At 46.0% G+C, this 20,306-nt stretch carries 20 protein-coding genes and 1 riboswitch; of the genes, 17 read left to right on the top strand and 3 right to left on the bottom strand.

Annotated features, from left to right (window positions below):
- Window positions 1-299: 299 nt before the first annotated feature.
- From AK95_RS03355 to AK95_RS03315, 10 genes are all read left to right on the top strand, one after another.
- Window positions 300-1,760, top strand: coding sequence for a serine hydrolase (locus tag AK95_RS03355; protein ID WP_235612976.1), 1,461 nt, complete (start codon window positions 300-302; stop codon window positions 1,758-1,760).
- Between the two features lie 217 nt (window positions 1,761-1,977).
- Window positions 1,978-2,253 carry a CD3324 family protein gene (locus AK95_RS03350; RefSeq protein ID WP_071218508.1) on the top strand — a complete coding sequence of 92 codons (276 nt, stop codon included), beginning with the start codon at window positions 1,978-1,980 and terminating at the stop codon, window positions 2,251-2,253.
- A gap of 261 nt (window positions 2,254-2,514) precedes the next feature.
- Window positions 2,515-3,393: a phosphotransferase family protein gene (locus tag AK95_RS03345; protein WP_071218507.1), complete on the top strand. Its 879-nt coding sequence runs from the start codon at window positions 2,515-2,517 to the stop codon at window positions 3,391-3,393.
- A 51-nt stretch (window positions 3,394-3,444) separates the two neighbouring features.
- A complete protein-coding gene (locus tag AK95_RS03340) occupies window positions 3,445-3,981 on the top strand; it encodes a GrpB family protein (protein WP_071218506.1) in 537 nt (178 codons plus the stop codon).
- Between the two features lie 80 nt (window positions 3,982-4,061).
- Window positions 4,062-4,571: a GNAT family N-acetyltransferase gene (locus AK95_RS03335; protein ID WP_071218505.1), complete on the top strand. Its 510-nt coding sequence runs from the start codon at window positions 4,062-4,064 to the stop codon at window positions 4,569-4,571.
- Between the two features lie 55 nt (window positions 4,572-4,626).
- Complete coding sequence (locus AK95_RS03330; RefSeq protein WP_071218504.1) at window positions 4,627-5,046, top strand: hypothetical protein; 420 nt, start codon at window positions 4,627-4,629, stop codon at window positions 5,044-5,046.
- Between the two features lie 246 nt (window positions 5,047-5,292).
- Window positions 5,293-5,454 (top strand): hypothetical protein, encoded by a 162-nt coding sequence (locus AK95_RS34015; protein ID WP_162487516.1) that lies wholly within the window; start codon window positions 5,293-5,295, stop codon window positions 5,452-5,454.
- On the top strand, window positions 5,451-5,825 hold the full coding sequence (locus AK95_RS03325) for a VOC family protein (protein ID WP_071218503.1): 375 nt from the start codon (window positions 5,451-5,453) through the stop codon (window positions 5,823-5,825). Before AK95_RS34015 ends, AK95_RS03325 begins: the two co-directional genes overlap by 4 nt.
- Window positions 5,826-5,853: 28 nt before the next feature.
- On the top strand, window positions 5,854-6,468 hold the full coding sequence (locus AK95_RS03320) for a histidine phosphatase family protein (RefSeq protein WP_071218502.1): 615 nt from the start codon (window positions 5,854-5,856) through the stop codon (window positions 6,466-6,468).
- A 183-nt stretch (window positions 6,469-6,651) separates the two neighbouring features.
- Window positions 6,652-8,883 carry a stalk domain-containing protein gene (locus AK95_RS03315; RefSeq protein ID WP_071218501.1) on the top strand — a complete coding sequence of 744 codons (2,232 nt, stop codon included), beginning with the start codon at window positions 6,652-6,654 and terminating at the stop codon, window positions 8,881-8,883.
- Window positions 8,884-9,165: 282 nt separating this feature from the next.
- On the opposite strand, the gene AK95_RS34010 is transcribed toward AK95_RS03315, so the two are convergent.
- Together AK95_RS34010 and AK95_RS03310 are read right to left on the bottom strand one after the other, a co-directional pair.
- Complete coding sequence (locus AK95_RS34010) at window positions 9,166-9,336, bottom strand: hypothetical protein (RefSeq protein WP_162487518.1); 171 nt, start codon at window positions 9,334-9,336, stop codon at window positions 9,166-9,168.
- A gap of 41 nt (window positions 9,337-9,377) precedes the next feature.
- Window positions 9,378-10,439, bottom strand: a complete 1,062-nt coding sequence (locus tag AK95_RS03310) for a beta-propeller fold lactonase family protein (protein ID WP_071218500.1) — start codon at window positions 10,437-10,439, stop codon at window positions 9,378-9,380.
- A 660-nt stretch (window positions 10,440-11,099) separates the two neighbouring features.
- Here AK95_RS03310 and catA point away from each other — a divergent pair.
- Together catA and AK95_RS03300 are read left to right on the top strand one after the other, a co-directional pair.
- Window positions 11,100-11,753, top strand: coding sequence for a type A chloramphenicol O-acetyltransferase (gene catA, locus AK95_RS03305; RefSeq protein ID WP_071218680.1), 654 nt, complete (start codon window positions 11,100-11,102; stop codon window positions 11,751-11,753).
- A gap of 239 nt (window positions 11,754-11,992) precedes the next feature.
- Entirely contained in the window at window positions 11,993-12,322 is a 330-nt protein-coding gene (locus AK95_RS03300) for a four-helix bundle copper-binding protein (RefSeq protein WP_071218499.1), read from the top strand.
- 1,608 nt (window positions 12,323-13,930) lie between these two features.
- Here AK95_RS03300 and AK95_RS03290 read toward each other — a convergent pair.
- The gene (locus tag AK95_RS03290) at window positions 13,931-15,136 is read right to left on the bottom strand and encodes an MFS transporter (protein WP_071218497.1); all 1,206 of its coding nucleotides are present in this window, start codon (window positions 15,134-15,136) and stop codon (window positions 13,931-13,933) included.
- A 132-nt stretch (window positions 15,137-15,268) separates the two neighbouring features.
- Between AK95_RS03290 and AK95_RS03285 the strand changes: the two genes are divergently transcribed.
- The 5 genes from AK95_RS03285 (at window position 15,269) to AK95_RS03265 (ending at window position 20,301) form a co-directional block, all read left to right on the top strand.
- Window positions 15,269-16,537, top strand: coding sequence for an aminotransferase class I/II-fold pyridoxal phosphate-dependent enzyme (locus AK95_RS03285; RefSeq protein WP_071218496.1), 1,269 nt, complete (start codon window positions 15,269-15,271; stop codon window positions 16,535-16,537).
- Between the two features lie 163 nt (window positions 16,538-16,700).
- The gene (locus tag AK95_RS03280; RefSeq protein WP_235612975.1) at window positions 16,701-17,513 is read left to right on the top strand and encodes a helix-turn-helix transcriptional regulator; all 813 of its coding nucleotides are present in this window, start codon (window positions 16,701-16,703) and stop codon (window positions 17,511-17,513) included.
- Window positions 17,514-17,633: 120 nt separating this feature from the next.
- Window positions 17,634-18,059 (top strand): VOC family protein, encoded by a 426-nt coding sequence (locus tag AK95_RS03275; protein ID WP_071218495.1) that lies wholly within the window; start codon window positions 17,634-17,636, stop codon window positions 18,057-18,059.
- Between the two features lie 32 nt (window positions 18,060-18,091).
- Window positions 18,092-18,191, top strand: a riboswitch (purine riboswitch).
- 67 nt (window positions 18,192-18,258) lie between these two features.
- Entirely contained in the window at window positions 18,259-19,422 is a 1,164-nt protein-coding gene (locus tag AK95_RS03270; protein WP_071218494.1) for an MFS transporter, read from the top strand.
- 402 nt (window positions 19,423-19,824) lie between these two features.
- Window positions 19,825-20,301: a MarR family transcriptional regulator gene (locus AK95_RS03265; RefSeq protein ID WP_071218678.1), complete on the top strand. Its 477-nt coding sequence runs from the start codon at window positions 19,825-19,827 to the stop codon at window positions 20,299-20,301.
- Window positions 20,302-20,306: the final 5 nt, after the last annotated feature.

Raw genomic sequence — 20,306 nt, 5'->3', positions numbered from 1 at the left:
AAAGGACCTGAATCAGGTCCTTTTTCAGTTGTCTCATATTCATCAATCGGTCCCACGGAAACTAGCTCCTCCATAACGGGATTATGGGAAAAGTATACCATGCGGAGTGTGTCTTATCCGGATTGATGGTTAAAAAGGGGAACAAGGACCTGTTCACTTGAGAACAGTGAGTGCGTGTATGCAAGGAATCCTGCGTTAGAGTGTCGAATGAGGTATAAATGTATAGGTTGTCGATTCATATGTTTGGCCTCATAAAATTGTAGATGTGAAGGAAAGGGGATCATATGGGAGAGGTTTTAATGACAATGGAATCGTTGACGGGCATCCATGCCTATATCGAGGAGCAAATGAAGGCTTGGAAGGTTCCTGGGTTGTCCGTAGCGGTGGTCAAAAATCAGGAGATCGTCATGATGGAGGGTTACGGGTATCGAAATATCGATAAAAGCTTGCCTGTGACGAGTGAGACACTGTTTGCGATCGGTTCCTCCACCAAAGCTTTTACTGCACTGGCAGCCGGAATCCTTGCGGATGAAAAGATCTTGAAATTGGATACACCTGTGAAAGAGTACCTTCCTGATTTCAAAATGTTTGATCCTTTTGCAACGGAGCGGATTACGCTGAGGGATATGTTATGCCATCGTTCGGGTTTGCCGAGGCATGATCTCATGTGGTACAACGCTTCACTGACCAGAGAAGAAATCATTGAACGCTTGCGATACTTAGAGCCGAATGTAGATTTCAGGACGAAGTGGCAGTATCAAAATATCATGTATATGGTAGCGGGTTATGTTGTCGGGCATGTGAGTCGTTCATCTTGGGAAGAGGTTGTTCAGAAGCGGATATTCAGGCCACTGAACATGACATCCAGTCAATTCTCTGTGGATAAGACACAGCTCCATCATGATTATGCAATGCCCTATATACAAATTGAAGATCAGGCTCGTGTCATTCCGTTTCGTAATATAGATACCATTGGCCCGGCTGGGTCCATCAATTCCAATATCAAAGATATGGCGAATTGGGTGCGGTTTCAAATAAATCATGGAATGCACGACGGTCAGCGTCTCGTATCTAACGAAATGCTGGATACGCTGCACACGCCTCATATGGTTTGTGAGATGACCGAGGTCAATGAAAATAATACACATATGGGAAGCTACGGTCTGGGTTGGCTGATCGAACCTTATCGTGGCTTACGGATGGTGAGTCACGGAGGCAATATTGACGGATTCACCGCACATGTTGCCTTTATTCCTGCGGAGAAGATTGGCGTCGTGGTCTTGTCGAATCTCAACGGTACTCCGCTTCCTGTCTTTATATCCAATTATATCTTCGATTCATTGCTAGGCGGTGAGGTCAAGGACTGGAGTGGGCTAGCGTTGGGACAAAAGAAGGAAGCCACCGTTGCGAGCGAGCCCACCACAAACAATGAGGCAGCTCCAGGCGAGAAACAACCCATTGTTCCATTATCCGCATCTTTGTTGGATTTAGCGGGGACGTACGTTCATGCAGGGTATGGAGAAATGGTCGTGGAACTTGTTGATGGAGGGCTTCGTGCAGGATTTAATTCGATGCTGTTTCCCCTCACACATCAAAATGCGAATCAGTTTGAACTCCATGTTACGGTGTTTGATATTAAAACCAAAGCGACTTTTTTAACTGACTCTAACGGAAGTGTAGATCGTTTATCCGTCATTATGTTGTTCGAAACTGGTGCAAAGGAAATTGAATTTGTTAGAATAACAAGTAGAACCGTGTAAACTTTGAAATATCCAATCTGGCGAGGTGAAAATCATGATGGCTCACGTTAGAAGCACAACCGTTCAAGTCGTTAAATCAGGCTCCGGGCAAAGCCGCACGGAAATATCGGGCAGATAATTTGTTCGGAGCCTTCTTCAACATGAATTAGAACTGCAATATTTCATGTGCCGGCTTTGCTCGCTATTTACACGATTCTATGTAGATAGGAGCAGGGAAATGAAATACGAGAAAGCACTTGATATTTTACCTGAACATGTAGTCAAAACCATTCAACAATATATTGATGGAAGTTATATTTATATTCCGAGAAAGTCGGAGAACCGGAAGTCCTGGGGTGAACAAACCGGGGTCAAGAAGGATCTGGATATTCGGAATCGGAGCATTCTCAAAAGTTATTTGCATGGCGACTCCATCCGTACATTGTCAGAACGATATTATTTAACGGAGCAGTCGATCCGTAGGATTATTCGGGCAGAACGAATGAAAGAATAGGCGAGATCGGATATCCTTTTCGTGAAACCGTTATATAGCATTCGTTATCATCAGGAAAGAGCGGCCAGGACACATGTCCTGGCCCTTTCAATTAATGAGAATTACCTGTCAGAAATTTGCAACGACTTTCTGATATTTTGTAGCTTGTCATGCAGGAATTTTCCAGCGAAATCGCCAATTTTGCTCCGTCATGATTTACCAGGTTAAGGAAAAGCATTAAAATAGAGGTTAACGACATTCGCAAGTAGAAGGAGTTTATGCATGAACCCGTCATCTTCATATACCCGGCGCATACAAGAGGTTTATCCGCACCTACATATTCAAGACGTTGAAATGAACAGCATGGGTCAGAACAACGATGTGTTGATTGTGAATCAGACGCTGGTCTTCAGATTTCCTAAGTACGCAGAAAGTCTCCAAGCGATGATCAGAGAGACTCAATTACTGAATAGGATCAAGAGCAAGGTAACACTGCCTATACCGAATCCGATGTATGTTTCATTTGACGATCTGCAGGTGGGTAAAATGTTCATGGGCTATCCGTTAATCGAGGGTCAGCCGTTATGGTCAGAAGATCTGCTTTTACACAGGAATTCGGACATCGAGGATAGGGTAGCAGAACAGATGGTCGAATTTCTCGTTCAGCTTCATACTGCGGAGATCAATGAATGGATCGCTGACGATAGAAATGTTGCAAATGTCCACGAAGAGATGTCCGGATTGTACACACAAATTCAAGACCAGTTGTTTCGTTTCATCAGGCCCGATGCACAAGAGGATATCTCAAGCAACTTTACAAGATTTCTGAACAACCCTGCGAATCGTGACATTCGTCCAACCTGCATTCACGGTGATTTTGGCACGTCCAACATACTTTGGAGTCCGGAGAAAGGTCGAATGACGGGCATCATTGATTTTGGGGGTTCAGGGATTGGAGACCCGGCATATGATTTAGCGGGAATCCTAGCGGGGTATGGTCAAGAGTTTTTCGAAAAGTGTATCGCCATGTATCCGAATGGGGACCCCATCGCGGAGCGCGTTCATTTTTATAGAAGCACGTTTGCCTTGCAAGAGGCGCTGCATGGAGTTATTCATCAAGACGCTGAGGCGTTTGAGGCAGGCATACGAGATTTTAGATGAAACATAATCATGGATTTTTACATGATATAATCTGCTGGAGGAGCCGCATAAATGACACCTAAACCCGTCATCATCGAGGAATATAATCCCGAATGGCCGAAAATGTTTCAGGAGATTCAATCCATATTGGCACTTACTCTTGGTGCTGATGCGCTGAGTATCGAGCATGTGGGAAGCACCTCCGTACCAAAGCTTGCCGCGAAGCCAATATTGGATATCGATGTTGTGATCGAATCCATGAAATCGCTTCCGGCGGTCATTGCGAAATTAGAAACCCTTGGCTATAGCCATCAGGGGGATTTAGGGGTCGAGGGCAGGGAAGCTTTTGATAGGAAAGATGAGTATGTTCCCTACAGCGAGGAGATTAGTTTGAGAATGACCCAGCATTTATATGTCTGCCATCGGGACAGCCAAGAACTATACAGGCATATTACTTTTCGGGATGCTCTCATCAATAACCCGGAGCTTGTCAAAGAATACGCCTCATTAAAGAAAGAACTAGCCATAACTTTTCGTAATGATCGGAAAGTTTATACGGAAGGCAAATCCGACTTTGTCCAGCGGATATTGAAGCAAGTCGCACGCTAAAATGTTGAAAGAAATCCAACATAACATCTTGTCTCATGGCTGAATCCTACCAACAAAATACATAACAGCGAGGTAAACCAATGAACGTTACATTAAAGGTGTTAGATAACACGGAGCTTAAAAGCATCTGGAAGGAAGCGTTTCAGCAGCAAAATATAATGCGCCCGGATGAGTATTACGATTTATGCGAATATGAGAACCAAATCGGCAAGCGTGTCACCTTGTTGGCTTTTGTTCATGAGGAGCTGGCCGGTGTTTCCCACTTGAAATACGAATCGAGTTATCCCTATTTTCAAGAGCAGAGCATTCCGGAAATCAATGATCTGAATGTGTTCCCGGAGTACCGGAGAAACGGCATAGCTAACAGCATCATGGAAGAATTCGAGAACATCGTCCGCAAAAAAATGCCACGCATCGGTATCGGGGTTGGATTGTACAGGGACTACGGTGCGGCTCAAAGAATATATGTCCGGCGCGGCTATATTCCGGACGGCAACGGAATTATGTACAACAACGAATCTGTGGTGCCCGGTGACATGGTATGTGCGGATGACGATCTGAACCTGTATCTGATTAAAGAGCTGGTTTAATAAATCGTTCTGCTAATCATCGGCTTCAGCTATATAAGTTTCAGGAGAGTGAAACATGAGCTTCGTCATTCGATTAAATATATCGAGTTTTTTGTATGCCTGGTTCCCTTTTGTCGGGATTGAGCTCATGGCCAACGTTTACCGACTCAGTCGAGTGACAGGGTGGGGGCTGGATCACGTGAATCTTGTGATCTTGGTTTTCTTCTTTGTTGGCCTGCTTTTATCGGGTTTCGGATTTCCGAAGCTGATCAGGTATTGGTTGGGTGGCCGTAAAGCGTCTTTCTTTTCGCTAATTTTGTGGATCCCCTATTTCATGATATTGACCTATATTGTGGCTGCATGGTTTCCGATCACCCATCCGGCAGACAAACCGAATCCTGTAACAGGACTCATGGCCATCGCTGTTTTGGCGTTGTACCCATTCTACCTGGCTATCCTTCATCTGTTTGGAACGGCTCGATTACCGAGAGGATGAAGGAAGATCGGATGACTTGAGCTTCATGCATAACATGGTGAAGGTATCAGGTTCAGAAAGGAGCGGGCTATGATGATCGGTGTTCTTATCGTGTTGCTTATTATTGAACTCATTGTGATTGAGGTTAGACTCAAAAAGAAACTGGACAATGACGAGAGAATCATTGAGAGACTCGATATGATGATCAAAGATATACGGGAAATTAAGAATAAGCAATAGAATTACTATCCTCAGGAGGTAGTAAAAATGGGCAATGTGGATAAACGCAATCGACTGGATGAAGAAGTGTTTACTTATTCGGTTACCAAAGATCATAAAGTATTCATTTATTGGATGGGGAAACAAGTCAAGATCCTGTTGGTAAAGAGAAGGATCATAAATAAGCTTGTACAGGAGAAAGAACGATGAATAAAGGGTTTTCGCATTGTTTGCAGATTTTCCCGACCTCTAACTTCGAGAAAACCAGCGAGTTTTATGAGCGAATCGGGTTCCGTGCCGTGAACTATTTTGATGCAGCAGAACCGCATGTATGCCTCTACAAGGACTCTGTTGAGATTGTATTAACGAAGACGGAGATTGAGGTTGTTCCGAATCGAATCCGTTACGGATATGGGTACGATGCTTATTTTATTACTTACGGACAACGGGAAATCCAGCAAGAACTTATCGATTTGGGCGTGAAGATTGTCAGGGCTTTATCGACAACGGATTATAACAATCATGAGTTCGTGTTTGAGGATGTGGACGGGCGATGGATCGCGATTGGTAATAAGTTATAGAGACTAAAGGAGAACAGGGGGATGCGTCATGGTTGAAATTCTGGTCGTCAGACATGGACAATCGGAAGCGGATATTATGAATCGGTGTGAAGGACGGGCTGACTTTGCACTGACGGATCTTGGCCAGCAGCAGGCACGGCTCCTGGCAGAGTGGATTCATCGTGAATATACTTTGGATGCCATTTTCTCCAGTACGTTAAACCGGGCCAAGCAGACCGCGGCAGCCATAGCTGAAACAACAAAAGTCCCCGTTACCTATGATGATGATTTAATGGAGCAAAATAATGGGGTCATCGCCGGTATGCTAAGAGAAGAGGCTTTACTTAAATATCCCCTGCCCGATGGAGGAAGAAAACGGCACGATGCGATCGAAGGCGGAGAATCTGAAGTGCAGTTCAGAGCAAGAGCCGAACAATTCATATCCAAGCTGTTTACTACAATTCATAGCGAGCCTGATTTGAAAAGGGTTTGTATTGTCTCCCACGGCGGGATGATCACGATGTTATTCCGAAGTTTCTTGAATCTTCCTTACCATACGGATATTCATATCCCGACAGGCGATACAGGCGTTCATCTATGGAAATATGATCGGAGCGGGAAAAAGATAATCGCGGCTACGAATTTGCAGGAGCACCTATCCTGAAATAATATGCAACATCATAATCCCGCTATAGTCATCGTGCTGTTGCGGGATTTTTCATTGGTTTTACAATAATCTATTTTATCGTAAATATTATTAACAGATCAGAGAAACTTTTTTACCAAAATTTGCGTCTAATAGTATGACCTAAATAAATATCAAAAAAGGATTAGAAGGAGTTATGGAATGAAACTGAAGAAACGATCATTGCTAACCGTATTGGCTGTTGCCCAATTAGCGGCAGCTTATCCGGCGAGCGCGGATGCAAATACCGCAGACAAACCACAACAGTCAGTCACCCAAGAAGTGTACGAGCAAAACGCTGCGGCAACCAAAGCGGTAACATCCGGGGGTACATTCGCTGCTCAAGAAGCAACAGAGACAACAGAAACAACGGAAACAACTACTACGACAGAGACAGAAGTGTCTCAAGAACCGAATGAAACAGGAACAACCGAAGTACCTGTAGAGGAAACCGGCGAAGTGCAAGATCCGGCAACAACATCGGGAGAGCAGGGCAACCAGAATAACCAGCAAACCGTGACGGGTAAAGAACTTATTCTATATTTTAATAGTACAAAAATGGTACAAGACGGCATTACCTACAATGCACCGCAGCCGATGCAAGTCAAAAAGGGAGTATCCTATGTTCCCATTCGTGCCCTTGTGGACCGTGTAGGCTTCAAGGTCACTTACGATAAGAAGACCAAAGAAACCGTTATTACCAAAGGAACCAATGAGCTTCGCTTCAAAACAGACAGCAGCAAGTATACCGTGAATGGCGTAACCAAAGAGATGAAAGGTACATCCTACCAGACGAAAAGCACCTTCATGGTTCCGTTGACAGCTATAACCCAAGCGCTTGATATTCAATATAAAGTGGATAATGTAGGCAAACGTGTCATCATGAATCTGGAAACCAAGCCGGTAGCCAAGTTTACGGTGGGGCCTAAGGATATTTATGCAGGACAAACTACGGTGACCTATACACCGCAGCTGGAGAATGTACAAGGTGAAATCATCAATGAACGCTGGGAAGGCAAACAGGATATCTTCGATGCACCAGGCGAATACATAGTCACTTACTCGGTTCAGGATTCTACAGGGGCGTGGAGCGAGCCTTATAGCCAAACGATTACGGTCATTCAGCCGAATCTTCCGCCTGTTGCCATGTTCGAGACTGATAAGTCCGAGTATAAAATGGGTGAGTTGATTACCTATACGAATCAAACCACAGATGATCAGGACAAGCCAGAGGATCTGACGTATAAGTGGGAGAATAAACAGTATGCTTTCTTCACACCGGGCGTTTATACGATCAAGTTAACGGCCACGGACAAGAAGGGACTTAGCTCCACCTACGAGACGACGATTAACGTGACGAACGAGACCTTATATCAAGAAGAGGATTTCAATATGCTCTTTATCCCGGAAGGGGAAAAATTCACGTTCCTCGGCAATGTGACTTCGCGTCCGAAGATTAATTACGATTTTTACGACGAGCCAAGCACGTTGATTCGCAGTAACAGTCCGGAAACCGTCAACAGCGAAGGTATTGTGTACCAAGAGACGGCGGTTGGCGATATGCGCTTTATGATTCACCATGTGAATAATTTGAATAAAAATGTGAAAATGTACGTTATTGCAACGAACAAGAACAGCACCCCGGTAACGCTTAGACAAGATTACTTGGGATTTGCAGGTCCGTCGCCGATCGCTACGGCGGCAGGCAAGAAGTCTGTGCTGAACTACTTCCAATCCATGCAGGACGATTCGAAGCGGACTTCAGTGACGCTTGCACCAGGCGAACAGAAACTGGTTATGACGGAACTGAGCGATGTGAGAATGAAGCAAGGACATGTCATTTCCCTATACTCGGATATGTACAGTGACCTGCCGATTCAGTTCGATGTCGTGATGATTGATGAGAAATCCGATCCATTGAAGGTTTTAAGCACGCTGCCCATCCTGAATCGCGATGGGGTTCATAACCGCGGAACCTATCCGGATTCAACACGAGTCATCCGTTATTCCGAACTGGTAGGTGCTAATTCCGAGCGTCTCGTACTTGGAGACAATCAGGATGACCCTAACCTGGAAGGTATGGACCCTATGGTTGGGGACATTACGCACAACACGGGTAACTTTGGTGTCCTGTATAAAATAACATTGGATCGCGTAGCGCCGGATACTCTGATCTCGTTTAACCCGCGGGGCGGTAAGTACTCGGGATATGCCATGGTGAATGGAACGATTGTACCGATCTATTCCCTTGGACAGGTAGCTCCTGGCGAGCAAGCGGTTCTCTATCGTACAGGCGATTACGAACAAAAGGTTGAAATCATGCTGACGGCTGCGCCAGGAAGCAATTTGCCAGTAAACCTGCTGTTTACCCAAATGCCTGAAGCACATCATTAAGATTGGATTGCCTATAGGCTTCACGACTTAAGCAGCTGCTTGAGGAGTGAAGCCTTTATTGTTGTTAGGAGAAATTAACAAGGAGCGTGGTGCGGCTGCATAGGCGAAATCGTTACCTCATGCTGGGCACTCCGTCTTCTTTTGTTGAGTGGGGCGGCTAAGTGTACCTCATGCGGAGCCTCCGATTTATTTAGAGATTCAGGAATACATGCGCTAGTGCCCAGCTAATGTCAGAAAATACAACATATTTCTCAATTTTCGTACAGGAAGCGGAATATGGTATTACTCACGCTCTTGAAGTGGTGTCCGATCAACACCCTTTAGTAATTTATCTTTAGTCATTTGGACAATGTGGATTGGAATACGATATTTCTCCGCAAGCTGAATGCTTGTGATGTCTGGATGCTCATTCAGTTCTTTTTGAATCCAAGCACGGATATCATTTTTCCGCATATTACACCTTCCCTCATCGATTATTGATTCCTATGAATCATCTAGATCGTTATAGGCGTTATGCCAATCCCTGTGTATCCCGTATTGGTTAATGGTATTGAGGTAACCGTGTTGGATGATGTATTAATGATTGAAATCTCGGGAATCTGAAAATTAGTTATATACGCACGGGTGCCATCCGGAGTAATCGCAATGCCGCTCGGACCTAGACCAACGGTGATCGTTGGAGCAATAACGGTGTTGGCGGCAATGTGAATGATGGATACCGTATTAGAGCCGGCATTCGTGACATAGGCCCGAGAACCATCAGGGGTAATCGCGATTCCGGTAGGGTTAATCCCAACAGGGATGGTCGCAATGACCAGATTGGAGGCGGTATCGATGACGGAGACGGAGGCGCTTGAGAAATTGGTGACATACACTCGCGTACTATCCGGAGTAATGGCCACCTCCCCAGGAGACAAACCAACCGGTATAAGCAACCCGAGCACCGTATTTGAAGCGGTGTCGATAACCGAGACGGTTCCATCGGTTGAGTTGGCGACATAGGCTCGCAAGCCATTCGGCGTAATGGCAATTCCGTTAGGACCGGCCCCTACGGGTATTGGAGATCCGATGACCGTATTTATGGTCGTTTCGATGACAGAGACCGTACTGTCAACAAAATTCGTGACATATACCCGCGAACCATCTGGCGTGATTGCATTTCGATTGGCACCATCTCCAACGGGAATCGGAAGACCGATGATGGTGTTGGAGGCGGTATCAATCACTTGGACATTATCATCGTTAAAATTAGTTACATAGGCACGAGTTCCGTCAGGGGTGAAGACAATATCGTTTGGACTATCTCCGACTGGTATGAAGCCCATTATGGTATTTGTAGCCGTATTAATGACGGTGATGACATCGTTGAAAGCAAATAAAGCATAAGCGAAGGGACCGTGGTCCACGGAATTGATAGAGCATACCGGAATGATTCGCGTTCCGAATACACCGGTAAGAATAACCGTTCCTTCTCCGGTTCGTAAAATCCGACCCTCGATACTATCGGTGAAGCCCGAAGTCGAAACCGAAATGTATTGATTGTCTAATTGCAGCAAAGTATCTCTCAATTCTTCAAAGCAGGGATCCGTGGGGCTTTCACCCGCTGGACCTTGAGGGCCCTGGGCACCTTGTGGGCCTGGTACTCCCTGAGCACCTTGAGGACCGGGGATTCCTTGCGGTCCTGGTGGTCCAGGCGCACCTGGAATACCCTGAGATCCAGGTAATCCTGTAGTACCCTGTGGACCTTGTATGCCTGCGGTTCCGTTTATGATGGTAGGCGGAGGACATTTTACCCGGATCACTTTCCTTCTGATAATAATACATCGACGTTTTTTCTTCTTCGGTTTACGTATGAGAATCATTTTTTTCTTCCGACAGCGCTTGGCCTTCCTAGATGGACACCCCATCTGCGAACACCTCCCCTTGAATTGGTATATCATACGTAACCTGTGCATGTGTTGAGTGCACAAGTACCCAGTGGGCGCATAAACAGACACCTATTTTTTTTGATGGCTGTATCATTTATAATAATGAAGCTGGGCAGATTTCAGATAAATTCGAAGATATAACAGATTGTTAATTTAAAGGAATTGCTGTAAAGGTTAAAATATGTAATAGTTCTACTACTACGGAAACTTTGGAGTGATGGCGTGTGATTAGATCAGTGGATGTACCCTCCTGAAATAGAACGAAATTATTTTAGGAGGGCAAAAATGATGAAGTTTCACATTATTAATGTTGAAGAGTGGACGAGAAAGCCTTATTATGAGCATTATCTTCGATCGAATAAATGCACCTTCAGCATCACCGTGGATATCGACATTACTCGCTTGTTGTATTCGTTAAAAGCTAATGGATTCAAGCTTTATCCAGCTTTTATTTATATGGTTACAAGAGTTGTCAATGACCGGGTTGAATTCAAAACTTCCTTTAGTCCCGAAGGGGAATTGGGTTACTGGGATCGGATGACGCCGAGTTATACCTTTTTCCATAACGATGACCATACCTTCTCCTGTTTATGGACAGCATTTTCGAATGATTTCTATCGATTTCATGATCATTACGAGCAGGACATGGAGCAATATCGGGATACAAAAGGGCTGTTTGTTAAAGAGAATCCACCGCCGAACACGTTTCCCATATCCATGATACCCTGGACAAGCTTTAGCGGATTTAATCTAAACATTGTCAATGAAGCAGACTATCTTCTTCCCATCATAACCGGCGGAAAATATACCGAGCAGGGTGGCCGTGTTCTGCTTCCAGTCTCATTGCAGGTGCACCATGCTGTGTGTGATGGTTATCATGCCAGCATGTTCTTTAAGGAGTTGCAGAGCTTGGCGGATTCTTTTGAAGATTGGTTAACTTAATACATGATCAAAATGAGCAAGATTCATGATCAACAAGAGCAAGATTCATGATCAAAATGAACTAGATTTATGATCAACATGAGCAAGAAAAGACGACTGCGATGCAGTCGTCTTTTCTGTTGCCAATTGTATCGAAATATACAACATCCTCATATCATCTTCACAAGTTTTGGTTAATTACATACAACCTTGAAAAAAGGTAATCCCTATGATCGCTAAAACCGAAAGGAGAATGTATGATGTCACATGAACAATTTCAACAATGTATCGAGGAATGCCTGCGCTGTACGGTAGCCTGTAACCATTGTTACACGGCATGTTTGGATGAACACGAAGTGGCGATGATGAAAGAGTGCATTCGCTTGGATCGGCAGTGTGCGGATATTTGCGCCTTTGCGGCTCAAGCGATGTCCACGAACAGTATGTATGCCAGAGAACTATGCAGGATCTGCGCCGATGTCTGCGAAGCGTGCGGTAACGAGTGCAAGAAGCATGATATGAAGCACTGTCAGGAATGTGCTGAAGCATGCTTTCGATGTGCGAAAGCATGCCGGGAGATGGCTGCTTAAACAGGGCATCCATTGAACAGTAGGATGATGCGAGAAGAATCGCTATAGGCGGGAATCGGCCTATTTTGGGCACATGCGGGCAGAAGAGGCTCAGCTATTTGCAGAGATTCGCTCGTCTATAAGGCCAGAGGATCCGTATTGCAGGAATCTGTCTATTTTTTGGGCACATGTGGACAGAAGTGACCCCGCTATGTACTGAAATTCGCACAATATCGAGTCCGGGAGGACAGAGGATCCGTTATTTCGCGCAAATCGGCCGATTATGGAGTTTACGCGGACACAGGATCCGCTATTGCATCATAATCACGGACTAATCCGCCAAAAATCTCGCAATAGCGGATCTCTTGTCCGCATATTGTTGCGAGATGGGTAAAAACAAGGAAATAGCGGAACCAGTGTCCTCAAATATCGCAACTCGGTGGATTTTAAAAATGCCGGGTGGCGGTATCCGAATGAGGGCAACCCGGGGGATGCTAACAATGCCGGGTGGCGGTATCCTAACGAGGGCAACTCGGTGGATGCTAACCAATGCCGGGTGGCGGTATCCAAACAGGGTTCTGTACGCGGCTAATCGCTGCTGAGCTGAATTACTGTTGTCCGCGGGGATCCTTTTTGTGACACATGCGGACAGAAGGCAGAAGAGACTCCGTCACATGCTGCGATTCGCCCAATGGGGATCATGAGGCCGGAGGATCGATATTATGCCGAAATCGGCATGTTCTGGGCACATGTGGAGAGAAATGGCGCCGCTATGTGCTGATATTCGTTCGATATGGAGTCCGGGAGGACAGAGGATCCGTTATTTCGCGTAAATCGGCCGATAATGGAGTTTTCGCGGACACAGGATCCGCTATTGCACCATACTCACGGACTAATCCTCCAAAAATCTCACAATAGCGGATCTCTTGTCCGCATATTGTTGCGAAATGGGTAAAAACAAGGAAATAGCGGAACCAGTGTCCTCAAAGATTGCAACTCGGTGGATTTTAACAATGCCGGGTGGCGGTATCCTAACGAGGGGTGTGTACGCGGCTAATCGCTGCTGAGCTGAATAATGTTGTACATGGAAATCGGCTAATTTTCTGACACATGCGGGCAGAAGGCAGAAGAGGTAGACAAAAAGCTTACGCCGTTTCATAATGGGTAAGCTTTTTGAATGTTCTTTCTTCTCCTTAGTTTTCCGTTGAAACAAAACGCTATTACTGTGACATTCTTCCGAAAAGGTTACTGTTCTTATTACTGTGACATTCTTCCGAAAAGGTATCTGTTCTTTGCTGTGACATTCTTCCGATAAGGTTGCTGTTCTTATTACTGTGACATTCTTCCGATAAGGTTGCTGTTCTTATTACTGTGACATTCTTCCGAAAAGGTATCCGTTCTTAATTACTGTGACATTCTTCCGATAAGATATCTGTTCTTATTACTGTGACATTCTTCCGATAAGGTTGCTGTTCTTATTACTGTGACATTCTTCCGAAAAGGTATCTGATCTTAATTACTGTGTCGTTCTTCCGATAAAATATCTGTTCTTACGAGAGCGACCGATTTCCGGCTGGTACCAAAAAATCCCTCTCATAAGGAAAATGAGAAGGATTGAAGAATAGCGGTCTATGATGCTTTAGCTGATGTCAGCAGCGTTAAGTCCAGTTGTTCTTGATCCAGCTGATGGCAGCGGGAAGTAACGGCAAATGCTCCGATAGCGAACATTACTGCAGCCCAAGGCAGGTATTCAAGACCGACGTTATCCACGACAAGGCTGCCCAGTAGGGAACCAATGGCGATACCCAAATTGGATGCAACCGGCATGAGCGTGGAAGCGAAGTCCTTGGAGCCGGGTGAAGATTCATCCGCCAGGTCAATCAGGTATAGCTGAACGGCGGTACTGAGCGCAAAGGAAAAGCAGGCGACCAGCATTAACGACACTAAGGCCATCCAGGGGAGTGATAGGGTAAGGGCAAGAGCCATCATAATCATCGCTTGGATGGTGAAAATCACTTTCAATTTTACCCTTGAATTGCCTTGTGCTACCTTGGCCCCGAGCCAATTGCTAAGAATCGTGAAAGCGCCGTAAGCCAGCAGAACAGTGCTGATCCATTGCTGCGGAATCCCCATCACATTTTCCAATAGCGGCGTTATGTACGTGTATACGATAAAAACGGAGCCTACGCCAAGGACTGGAATGAAGAAGGCAAGTCGGATTCGCTTGTTCTTGAACAAGGCAAACTGCTGTTTCATGGAGCTTACGCTAATCGTATTGCTCTTGGGCATGACGGCCAGCATCAGGGCTAGCGGGATGATTCCAACCAATGATGTAACAATGAAAGCCGTTTGCCATCCTGCCATCTGGCCGATCTGCGTTCCTACGGGAACGCCAATGACATTGGCAATCGAGAAACCTCCGATGATCCAGGCAACCGCACCGGCTCTGCGCGAAGCACTCATATGCTCGCTGGTCGCGGCAATCGCCAGCGATAAGGTTAATCCGCACAGCATCGCGGTCATGACGCGAATGAATAACATGACGGGGTACGTAGTGGCAAAGATGGTCAAATAATTAAACACTAACACTGCTATATACGCTGTCAGGATGGTAACATGCCGAGGTATGCGTCCGAGCAGCGTTACGGCAAACGGCGTTCCGAGGGCATATGCAATGGCGAAGCTGGATACGAGGACGCCGGCTGCGGCAAGCGAAATGCTGAGACTTACGCTAATGTCTTTTAACAATCCAACAATGACATATTCGGTAGTACCTAGTACAAAGGCGGCAAACGTAAAGGCGATAATAAAGATGGTCTCTCGTGTTCTGGTCATGGTTGTCTCTTCTCCTGATTTCTCTTTTTGTATGCTTCGATCTTACGTTATGAAAGGCTTTTCAAGTCAAGCCTGAAATGAGGATTTCACAGAGATGCTCCTCCACCTTCATGCTATAATATAGGAAAAAAAGTGGAGTGGGTGGATATCTTGCCGAATCAAACTTCCAAACGCTCATGGCGTGCGGACAAACTATCGCAGATCGGTTCTTCCATATTTGCCGAGGTCAGCGAGTGGAAACAAGAGGCTTTTCAAGCAGGAAGACATATTATCGACTTAAGCATCGGCAGCCCTGACCGTGGCCCTTCCGAGGATATCCGTGAGGTGCTTAGCCAAGAAGCGTTGAAAGCAGATAATTATACATATCCAGGCACAAGAGGAACCATGGAGTTCCGGGAGCAGTCGGCGGCTTGGATGCAGCATCGATTTGGCGTAAAAGTTAATCCGGATACCGAAATCCTGGCTTTGATGGGCTCCCAGGATGGACTGTCGCATCTGGCTCAGGCCATATGCAATCCGGGGGACGTAGCCATTGTGCCGAATCCGGGATATCCGATTTATGCTGGTGCGCTTGCGATTGCAGGCGTAAAGCCCTGGTATCTTCCACTGAAGGAGGAGTTTGGATTCGTGCCGGATCTGGACAGCATTCCGGAAGAGATTTGGGCGAAAGCGACCTTCATCCTGCTGAATTTTCCGGGGAATCCGATTGCGGTCCGGGCCGATCTTGCATTTTTTGAAAAGTTGGTTGGACTGGCGAAAAAATGGGACGTGCTGATCGTCCATGACCTTGCCTATTCTGAAATGGGTTTTAACGGCTACCGCCCCATGAGTATTCTGCAGGTCCCGGGTGCCATCGACATCGCGGTAGAATTCCACTCCTTCTCCAAGAGCTTTAACATGGCAGGGTGTCGCATCGGCTTTTTTGCTGGTCATGAGGAAGCAGTGAGCGCGCTCCGGGAGTACAAAAGCAACATTGATTTCGGCGTATTCAAGCCTATACAGATTGCGGCTGTCCATGCACTGCGTCAAGCCATGGCATCTGCTCATGAGGAACAGGGTGTCGCTTCACTATATGAACAACGGCGTGATGTCCTCGTGGCATCACTCGCCGAAGCGGGATGGGTTGTTCCTAAGCCACAGGCCACGATGTTCCTATGGGCCAGGCTGCCTGAAGCATTCCGTGATCTTCAATGGAGTTCGCGCCGTTTCGCCCGCGAATTACTGCTGGAAACCGGCGTTGCGGTTATTCCTGGGGATGCTTTCGGCTCCGAAGGAGAAGGCTTCGTGCGAATCGCGTTAGTTCAGGAAGAGGCGGCCCTGCGCGAAGCGGCGTTGCGAATAGGAACGTTTATTCAGGGCGGTAATTCGCCGGCAGCGAGGACATCCGAACCTTTGTCATGAAAGACGGGAGCGGAGTAACGGAGGATTGGAAGGTTTACATTACGACACGTGACGGCCATGTTATGAACCTACAGGAACGAGCAGGGAGCATTAATCTAGTTGCTATAATTGAATTGTTGGTTCGAGTCATTTGTATATCCAACGTAAATAAGGGTGAGCACACTTGCGGAACTATGTCCCTATACAAGCACCAATGATAGAGAACCCATCTTCGGATTTTTCTTATACTTATCAAGAATATCTGCCAAGCCCGCCATTAACTCCTTTTGTGGCCTGTTATTGGACCTTGGATTATCAAGCTTCGTCACTTCAGCAGCCGCTTCATCGCATTCCTCCTGACGGTTGCGTCGATATTATATTTAATCTGAAGGCACGGGATGCTTCAACCTCCGGCTTCATTACCGGACTGATGTCATCTTACGAAGCCATGAGACTCACGCAGGATCAGTCACTGTTCGGTATTCGTTTTTTTGCGGAAACCGTCCGCCCATTCATACATTACCCAGCTTCCGATTTCCGTGAGGGTCCTGTATTCTTGGAGGAAGCATGGGGGCTGGATGTGAATCAGCTGAACGAGGAAATGGTCGCGGCTCTGGATTCTGCTCACCGAATGGAATTGGTTGAAAGGTTCTTAATAGGCGTCTTAGGCCGGAATAACGTCCGTTCGGAACCGCTGCTTGAGCACAGCATGCAGTATCTGTACGCCGCTAAGGGGAGAATAACGGTTCGCGCCTTGGCGGAAAAACTTAATTATAGTGAGAGAAACATAAGAAGAACATTCCAGAAGGAATTGGGCGTCAGCCCGAAGATCATGACGGAGATTATTCGTTTTCAAAATATGCTGCAGGAATTGCATCAGGCCAAGCCGACCCGGTTTCCTGATATCGCTGCCAGCTACGGGTACTATGATCAACCTCATTTTATTAACAACTTCAGGCGTTTATATGGCATGTCACCGAAACAGGCTTTGAGGTGATCGATGATGGAACTCTCGACGTGTAGGCGCACGTTGTCCGTTTTTTACAATCTTTTGATAGAGCCATCGACGAAAATATGTAAGAGGTAATGATGATGATGCATAGGAGGTAATGCGATTATGAAGGCACGTATATCCGTACTTACAATCGGCGTTGATGACCTGGAGCGGTCATTGAAGTTTTACCGTGATGGACTCGGCCTATCTACCGAAGGGATCATTGGGACGGAGTTTGAGCACGGGGCTGTAGCATTCTTTGATTTGCAGGCAGGCGTGAAACTGGCGATATGGAATCGCAAAGATCTGTCAGTTGAGGCGAATGTTCCTCTGTCTTCTCCGAGTTCTTCGGAGTTTACCATCGGTCACAACGTCGGCAGCAAGGAAGAAGTGGATGAGGTGATGGAGCAAGCCAGAAGGGCGGGGGCAACGGTAACCGTGCCAGCACAAGACACATTCTGGGGGGGCTACTCCGGCCACTTTCTCGATCCGGACGGGCACTTGTGGGAGATCTGCTGGAATCCTGCCTGGGATCTTGATCTTTCGTAACGGATGTGATAAATTAAACAACGATCGTTGCGCAACTGAATACAATATTTAAATGTATAACCTCATTAATATGGTCTGAGGGTCTCTACCAGGAACCGTAAAATCCTGATTACAGAAAATGTATCTCATTTTTTGTAATCAGGATTTTTTTGTTGATTTTAAGCAAATATGACATCGAAGAAAGGGGATTCCATTCCAGATGAATCTGAAAGTATTAATTCTAGCGATTTCGACGATATCCGTCGGGCTGGTTGAGCTTATTGTTGGCGGAATACTGCCGCTCATTGCGGACGACTTGCATATTTCACTCGGTACGGCTGGTCAGCTGATTACCGTGTTCGCCCTGGTCTATGCGGTAGCTGGACCGGTTCTCCTTGCGCTTACAGCAAGAGTGGAGCGGAAACGGCTCTATATGATTTCCTTATTTGTTTTCTTCATTGGTAACTTGCTGGCTTATGTAAGTCCAAGTTTTACGTTGTTAATGGCTGCCAGAATATTAACCGCCATGAGTACAGCGCTGATTATCGTGTTATCGTTGACCATTACTGCCAAGGTGGTTGAGCCTGCACATCGGGCGAAAGCATTAGGCGTGATTTATATGGGGATCAGCTCGTCGTTGGTGCTTGGCGTGCCGCTCGGCATTTTGATCAGTGAAGCTTTTGGATGGAGGGTATTATTCCTCGGTATCGGCATTCTGTCGATTGGCTCCATGATCTTGATCTATATGTTCCTGGATCGGATCAAACCTGAAAATATCACACCGTTATCCGTTCAGCTCAAGGCGCTCGGCAAATCGAAAATCGCTGGAGCGCATCTCGCCACCTTGTTCATGCTTGCAGGGCACTACACCATTTATGCCTACTTCACGCCGTTTCTTGAATCGGAGCTTGGGCTGAGTCCATACTGGATCAGCATTTGTTACTTCCTGTTCGGACTATCCGCAGTCGGCGGTGGGGCGTTTGGAGGCGCTCTCGCCGACCGGCTGGGGTCGAACAAGAGCATTGTAATCATCATTACGTCATTCATGCTGGTGCTGTTTCTACTCCCGTTCTCTACATTCTCAATCGGCGTATTTTTAGTCGTGATGATGGTATGGGGTGCATTAAGCTGGAGTCTGGCTCCTCCGCTGCAGAATTATTTGATTCAAGTGGATCCAGGCTCGTCCGATATCCAGCAGAGTTTTAACAATTCCGCGCTGCAAATCGGTATTGCACTGGGATCCGCTATCGGCGGCCTCGTGTTAGAGCAGGGAGGTACCGTAGCCAGTACGTCTTGGGTAGGCGGAGGAATCGTCATGGTGTCGCTAATTTGCGCCGTATATTCCTTAACGAGACCTGCGCTCTCGTTGAAAACAAGCAAATAGTCCATTTCTGCAAATCAAAAGGCAGCTGCGACCGCGCAGCTGCCTTTTTTTTCTCCATTGGAAGCATAAGGTATAAACTCGATCTGCAGGCAAAGATACGGCTGCGTTTCAAGCAGTTATGGAGAATGGATGGAATTGACACCGAATCGAAATAACCTTAATATTTAATTGTTTCATATGAATAAATATTTGGAGGAATAATTGGGATACATCCGTAATTTCTATTTTTTTATTTATTCTGTTGAAACAATAATCCGAAGTAAAGGGGGCTTAGTATGGCTGGATGACTGGAAGTATCTTTTCTTTCCGGGGTGTAACTTCTGTTGTATACTCATATTGTTTCTTGCGAAACGAACTTTGGTTATAATGAAAAAAACAATGAGTCGAGGAGCTTGCATAATCATGAGTACGAACAAAATGATAAAAAACGCTATCCATGAAAATTTCATTCAATTTCTGCAACAAAAAGAACAATATGAGAACCGGCTAAGCAGCGCTTTTATCGAAGAACTCCGGAAATTAATAGAGATAGAATCCACCCTAAACATAACGGAACTGCATACGATCGCGTGTATTGGGGAGCAAGAACCGATTAATGTCACTTCCATTGCCGAGTCCATGAACTTAAGCAAAGGGAACACCTCGAAGATAACCAATAAATTATTGAAGGCGGGGTGGGTGCGCAAGGCCCAACTCAATGATAACAAAAAAGAAGTGTACTTTCGGCTAACAGCGGCCGGAAAAAGGCTTTTTGCCATTCATGATGAGTTCCATATCAAGGAGCAGCAGAGGATGAACGAGTTTTTGGAAAGATATAGCGATTCCGAGCTTGACTTCATTAAGCGGTTATTTGGAGATTTGGCTGACTTTTATCATTAAGAATA

The sequence above is a fragment of the Paenibacillus sp. LC231 genome (genome assembly GCF_001860525.1).
Classification (GTDB): domain Bacteria; phylum Bacillota; class Bacilli; order Paenibacillales; family Paenibacillaceae; genus Paenibacillus_AQ.
This window is presented reverse-complemented; position numbering and strand designations above follow the sequence as displayed.